Genomic DNA, 6000 nt, shown 5'->3' with positions numbered 1-6000 from the left:
CGTCGCCAGGAAGGGGGTGGGGTCGGTCGCGTGCCCCAATTCTTCGAGCACGATGGCCAATTCGACGGCGCTGGCGGGGTCGTTCAGCTCGGTCCAGCCCTGGTCCACATACGACTTCCACAAGGGACGGGGGTCGACGCCGTCCTCGGCCACGCCGCGGACCAGTGCGGGCGGGCACTGCTTGGCGACGGCGTCGCGAACGGTCTTCTGCCACAGCCGTTGATCGGCGTCGAACTCCAACAGCATGAAGGCCGCCTCCCTGTCATCACCGCCAGCGCGAGAATATCATTCTCGCATGCGGAAGTAATAATCTCGCAATCGGGTTATGGGGTCACAACGACGGCCCGGCGGCTATCGACCTCGACCGCGTTGACCGGTTGCGATGCGAGACTGCGCTCGGGGCATTGCGACACCGGCGCCCGGACGAAGGAGAAGACATTGGATCGCGAGACCTATCAACGGGGGCTGCACATCCGCTCGGCGGTGCTGGGCGAGGAGTATGTCAACCGCGCCCTGGCCGGCGCGGACGATTTCACCAAGCCATTGCAGGATCTCGTCACCGAGTACTGCTGGGGCGCGGTGTGGGGCCGCGACGAGTTGTCCCACAAGACCCGCAGCATGCTCAACCTGGCGATGATCTCGGTGCTGAACCGGCCCAACGAGTTGCGCACGCACGTCAAGGCGGCCCTGACCAACGGCGTCACCCGCGAGGAGATTCGCGAAATCTTCCTGCAGGTGGCCATCTACGCGGGGGTGCCGGCCGCGGTCGACAGCTTCCGCATCGCCGGTGAGGCGTTCGCCGAACTAGAGCGGGACTAGGGGACCGTCGTGCAGCTTGGCTTCGTCGGGCTGGGCAACATGGGTTTTCCGATGGCGCGGCGCCTGATTCAGGAGAACCACGATGTCGTCGCCTTCGACACGCGCGCAGCGGCGCTCGAGCGCATCGTCGCGTTGGGGGCGCGTCCCGCGTCGTCGCCGAGAGACGTCGCCGACCGCACCGACACGGTGCTGGCCAGCCTCCCCACGCCGGCCGCCTCGCTCGAGGTGGCGACCGGCGCGGCGGGTGTGATCGAGGGCGAGCGGATCGAGCGCTATGTCGACCTGTCCACCGTCGGCAGCCGCGCCGCGAATCAGATCCATGACCGCCTCGCTCAGCGGGACATCGTGGCGATCGACAGCCCGGTCAGCGGCGGCGTCGGCGGCGCCGAAAAGGGCGCCCTCGCGATCATGGTGTCCGGTCCACGCGCCGGTTTCGATGCCGTCCGGCCCGCGCTCGAGGCGATCGGCCGGCCCTTCTACGTCGGAGCCAAACCCGGTTCGGCGCAGACGATGAAGCTGGCCAACAACATCCTGGCGGCCAACGTCCTGGCCGCGACCGCCGAGGTCGTGGTGATGGGCGTCAAGGCCGGGCTCGACCCGGGCGTGATGATCGAGGTGCTCAACGCCGGCTCCGGCGCGACGAGCGCGAGCCGGGACAAATTCCCCCGCGCGATCCTCCCCCGGACATTCGATTACGGGTTTGCCACCGGACTGATGGTCAAGGACGTGCGGCTGTACCTGGAGGAAGCGGAAGCGCTTGGCGTGCCGACGGACGTGGCCGCAACGATCGGCCTCATCTGGGAGGCGACCGCCGATGACCAGGGCGCCGACTCGGACTTCACGACCGTGATCAAACCACTCGAGAAGGTCGCCGGAGTGATTGTGGGCCGGCCGTCGGCGTAGCCGGTCAATCGTCCTGGATAGAGGCCGATGGCCCTGATCCACGGGCCGGAGAATGGTATTATCCAGTTTCAAGAACGATCCTTGCACCAGGACGGCGAAAGCGCCCACTACCAGGGACGATGATTAAACGAAACGCTTACCGAAAACCCCATTGATTGGCCCTCGAGAAGAATGTTAGGTTGTCTATCATATGACCCGACTGGGTTCACTTTGAGTGCCCGAGCCGGAGGGTGGCTTTCGTGATCGAACACGCCGACGGAACCCGCACGCCGCTGATCGACGCCAGCGTGCACATCTTCTTTCCGTCCAACAAAGCGTTGCGGAGCGTCTTGCGCGAGCCCTTCAAGAGCCGCGGTTTCCCCGATTACGAGATGGACTGGTACGGCGCCCCGGGCGGTGAGTATGCGCCCAACACCGAGGGTCCCGACGGGCAGTATCCCGGTTCCGATCCGGGACTCGTTGCCCACGAACTGTTTTCGAAGCGTGGGGTCGACGTGGCGGTCCTGCACCCGATGGCCCGCGGCATCATGCCCGACCGGCACCTGGGCAGCGCGCTGCACGCCGCGCACAACGAGATGGTGGTGTCGGACTGGCTGGAGCACAGCGAGTTCGGCGAGCGGTTCCGCGGCACCATCCGGGTCAACCCCGATGACATCGCCGGCGCGCTGCGGGAGATCGAGAAGTGGCGTGGGCACCCTCGGGTGGTCCAGATCGGCGTGCCGCTGCAATCCCGCGAGCTCTTCGGCAAGCCCCAGTTCTGGCCGCTGTGGGAAGCCGCGGTCGACGCCGGCCTTCCCGTTGCTGCGCACATCGAAGTCGGGTCGGGCATCGCCTTTCCGCCGACACCCAACGGGAACACTCGTACCTACGAGCAGTACGTCAGCTTCATGGCGCTGAACTACATCTATCACCTGATGAACATGATCGCCGAGGGAGTGTTCGAGCGCTTCGCCGGCCTGAAGTTCGTCTGGGGCGACGGCGCGGCGGACTTCGTGACGCCGTTCATCTGGCGGATGGACACGTTCGGCCGGCCGCACCTGGAGCAGACACCGTGGGCACCGCGGATTCCCAGCGATTACCTGCCCGGTCACGTGTATTTCGTCCAGGGCAGCCTCGACGGTCCCGGCGATACCGAGTTCGCCGGCGAATGGTTCGGCTTCACCGGCAAGGACGACATGGTGATGTTCGGCTCCAGTTATCCGCACTGGCAGTGCGGCGATATCAAGAAGCTTCCCCGCGCCCTCTCCGCCGAACAACGCGAGAAGTTGTGCTGGCGCAACGCGGCGCAGCTCTACCACATAGACATTCCCGCCGGGGTGGGCGCACAGTAGAAGTACGACGTGATACCGAGGAGTTTCAGATGACGTTGACCCATTCGCAGGAGCGGGTTCCCGCTGCCGAGCGCATAGCCGTCCGATGCGTCGACTCAGATGTCCACCCGGCACCCAAGCGCGGAGAGCTCGTGCCGTACATCCCCGAGCCATGGCGCAGCAAGTACTTCCTCACTCGCAATATCGGTGAGCAGATCTACTACGACGCCCCGGACTACGCGCACTCCTACGCGATGCGCGTGGACTCGTTCCCGCCCAACGGCGAATTCCCCTGCAGCGACCCGGACATGGCGTTTCGTCAGCTGATCATGGAGGCCGGCTCCGACATCGCGATCCTGGAACCCGGCGCCTACCCGGCGCGCCTGCCCGAAGCGCAGCACGCGATGGCGGCCGCGCTGAACGACTGGCAGGCCAATCACTGGCTGGACAGCCACAACAACTGGCACGAGCGGTGGCGCGGTTCGATTTGCGCCGCCATCGAGGAGCCGGAAGAGTCCGCGCGCGAAATCGAACGCTGGGCCGGGCACCCCTACATGGCTCAGATCCTGATCAAGGCTGAGCCGCGGCCGTCTTGGGGGCACCCAAAATACGACCCGATCTGGGCGGCCGCCACCAAGCACGACATCACCGTGAGCTGTCACCTGTCGCGCAGCCAGTTCGACGAGCTACCGATCCCGCCGGTCGGATTCCCCAGCTACAACCACGACTTCATGGTGACCTACTCGCTGCTGGCCGCCAACCAGGTGATGAGCCTGATCTTCGACGGCGTTTTCGACCGGTTCCCGACCCTGCGGATCGTGTTCGTCGAGCACGCCTTCACCTGGATCCTGCCGCTGATGTGGCGGATGGATTCGATCTACGAGGCACGCAAGTCGTGGGTCGACATCAAACGCAAGCCGTCGGAGTACGTCAAGGACCACATCAAGTTCACCACCCAGCCGCTGGACTACCCCGAAGACAAGACCGAGTTGACCCGCGCGCTGGAATGGATGGAGTGCGAGAAGATCCTGCTCTTCTCCTCGGACTACCCGCACTGGACGTTCGACGACCCCCGCTGGTTGGTCAAGCACCTGCCCAAGCACGCTCGGGACGCGGTGATGTACAAGAACGGCATCGCCACCTACCACCTGCCCGAGACCGTTCCGGTCCTCGAGGGTCAAACCCGGGTGCTCTGAATTGACCGAAGAGACCAAACGGCCCGAGCCCCGTCTCGCCCAGGGCCGTGAGCATGTCGTCGCGACCGTGGACGAGATCCCGCCGGGCAAGCACAAGCTGGTGCCCATCGGGCGGCACGGCGTAGGCGTCTACAACGTCAACGGCAGCTTCTATGCCATCGCGAATTATTGCCCACACCAAGGCGGTCCGCTCTGTTCCGGCCGCGCGCGGGGACGCACGATTGTGGACGAGACCGCTCCGGGCGACTCGGTCATGGTGCGCGACCTGGAGTATATCTATTGCCCTTGGCACCAATGGGGTTTCGAGCTGGCCACCGGCACCACCGCGGTCAAGCCCGAATGGAGTATCCGGACGTATCCGGTGCGCGTCGTCGGCAACGACGTTCTGGTGCAGGCCTAACTACAGGAGAATCGGGTGCCTTCAATCGAGATCAACGGGGGAAATGTCGTCTACGAAATCCTCGGCGACTCAGGCGATCTCATTGCCCTGACGCCGGGTGGCCGGTTCAGCAAGGAGATCGAGGGCCTGCGTCCGCTTGCCGACGCGCTCGCCGCCGGCGGCTACCGCGTGCTGCTGTGGGACAGGCCGAACTGCGGCGCTTCCGACGTACAGTTCTACGGTCAGAGCGAATCGCACATGCGCGCCGAGACGCTGCACAAGCTGGTGACCGGGCTGGGCTTCGAGCGCTGCATTCTCGCCGGCGGCTCCGGCGGCGCAAGGGATTCCATGCTGACCACGATGCTCTACCCCGAGATGGTCACCAAGCTCGTGGTCTGGAACATCGTCGGCGGCATCTACGGCACCTTCGTGCTCGGTTCCTTCTACATCATCCCGAGCATTCTCGCGGTGCGCGGCACCGGAATGGACGGCGTGGTGAAGGTGCAGGAGTGGCGCGATCGCATCGAGGAAAACCCGAACAACAAGCAGCGCTTCCTCGACTTCGACAAAGACGAGTTCCTCAAGGTCATGCTGCGCTGGCTCAACGCATTCGTTTCCAAACCGGGACAGACGATCCCGGGCGTCGAGGACGAGATGTTCGACCGAATCAAGGTGCCCACCTTGATCATTCGCGGCGGCGAGAACGACATGGATCACCCGAAGCGGACGTCGCTGGAGGTCAGCTGCTTGATCAAGGGGTCGAAGCTCATCGATCCGCCCTGGCCGGAGGACGCCTGGGAGCGTGCGTCCGAGGACCGCGCGGCGGGCCGGGTGCAGCACTTCAACATGTTCGACACGTGGGTGCAGGCGGCGCCCGCGATACTTGGTTTCCTGGGTTCGTGAAGTCCCTACACGGTGCGAATGTGAACCTCGCAGTTGAGCGACGCCTCCAGCGCCGTGTGAACCCGGCTCTCGGGAATGCGTTCGAGGTCCTCCTCACGCAGCGTCACGTGCACGATGTCGAAACCGTCGTCACCCGGGGTCCGCTCGATGTCGCCGGTGAGCCCGAAGCCGGACAGCACACCGTGCGCGTCATCGTCGGTTCCCCGGCTGATGAAGGTGACGATCCCGGGAACCGCCTTGTCTCCAAATATTTTGGCGCACAACTCAATTGCGGTGTTTCTGGCCGCATCGCCGTCTTCGGCCGCAATCAGCAACTCGACCTCGCGGCGGCTCGGGGGCATGGCAGCGAGATCGTTGTGAACCACGTCGGCGCCGGCCGCACCAGCGAGTTCAAGGAGCGCAGCCATGCCGTCTCGTAGCTGTGCGGCGGTGAGCACGCTTTCCGGATCAACGTTGACGCGCACCACCGCAGTTCGCATGTGCGCAAGCC

At 64.8% G+C, this 6000-nt stretch carries 8 protein-coding genes; 6 read left to right on the top strand and 2 right to left on the bottom strand.

Annotated features, from left to right (window positions below; genetic code table 11):
- Nucleotides 1-246, bottom strand: a 246-nt coding sequence (locus tag A5692_RS14550) for an acyl-CoA dehydrogenase family protein (RefSeq protein ID WP_197514463.1), incomplete at its 3' end; no start/stop codon positions are given.
- Between the two features lie 192 nt (nucleotides 247-438).
- Here A5692_RS14550 and A5692_RS14545 point away from each other — a divergent pair.
- The 6 genes from A5692_RS14545 to A5692_RS14520 all read left to right on the top strand — a co-directional run bounded on the left by A5692_RS14545 (nucleotide 439) and on the right by A5692_RS14520 (nucleotide 5510).
- Nucleotides 439-819, top strand: coding sequence for a carboxymuconolactone decarboxylase family protein (locus A5692_RS14545; RefSeq protein WP_068057093.1), 381 nt, complete (start codon nucleotides 439-441; stop codon nucleotides 817-819).
- Nucleotides 820-828: 9 nt separating this feature from the next.
- Entirely contained in the window at nucleotides 829-1722 is an 894-nt protein-coding gene (locus tag A5692_RS14540) for an NAD(P)-dependent oxidoreductase (protein ID WP_068057078.1), read from the top strand.
- A gap of 239 nt (nucleotides 1723-1961) precedes the next feature.
- Nucleotides 1962-3053, top strand: a complete 1092-nt coding sequence (locus tag A5692_RS14535; RefSeq protein WP_068057091.1) for an amidohydrolase family protein — start codon at nucleotides 1962-1964, stop codon at nucleotides 3051-3053.
- Between the two features lie 29 nt (nucleotides 3054-3082).
- The gene (locus A5692_RS14530; protein WP_068057076.1) at nucleotides 3083-4228 is read left to right on the top strand and encodes an amidohydrolase family protein; all 1146 of its coding nucleotides are present in this window, start codon (nucleotides 3083-3085) and stop codon (nucleotides 4226-4228) included.
- 1 nt (nucleotide 4229) lies between these two features.
- Nucleotides 4230-4628, top strand: a complete 399-nt coding sequence (locus A5692_RS14525) for a Rieske 2Fe-2S domain-containing protein (protein ID WP_046181758.1) — start codon at nucleotides 4230-4232, stop codon at nucleotides 4626-4628.
- Nucleotides 4629-4643: 15 nt separating this feature from the next.
- Nucleotides 4644-5510, top strand: coding sequence for an alpha/beta fold hydrolase (locus tag A5692_RS14520; protein ID WP_068057074.1), 867 nt, complete (start codon nucleotides 4644-4646; stop codon nucleotides 5508-5510).
- Between the two features lie 5 nt (nucleotides 5511-5515).
- On the opposite strand, the gene A5692_RS14515 is transcribed toward A5692_RS14520, so the two are convergent.
- Complete coding sequence (locus tag A5692_RS14515) at nucleotides 5516-5989, bottom strand: hypothetical protein (protein WP_068057072.1); 474 nt, start codon at nucleotides 5987-5989, stop codon at nucleotides 5516-5518.
- Between the last annotated feature and the right edge of the window lie 11 nt (nucleotides 5990-6000).

The sequence above is a fragment of the Mycobacterium sp. E342 genome (genome assembly GCF_001667665.1).
Classification (GTDB): domain Bacteria; phylum Actinomycetota; class Actinomycetes; order Mycobacteriales; family Mycobacteriaceae; genus Mycobacterium.
Note: the sequence above shows the minus strand (reverse complement) of the source record. Positions and strands in the feature narration are given on the sequence as shown.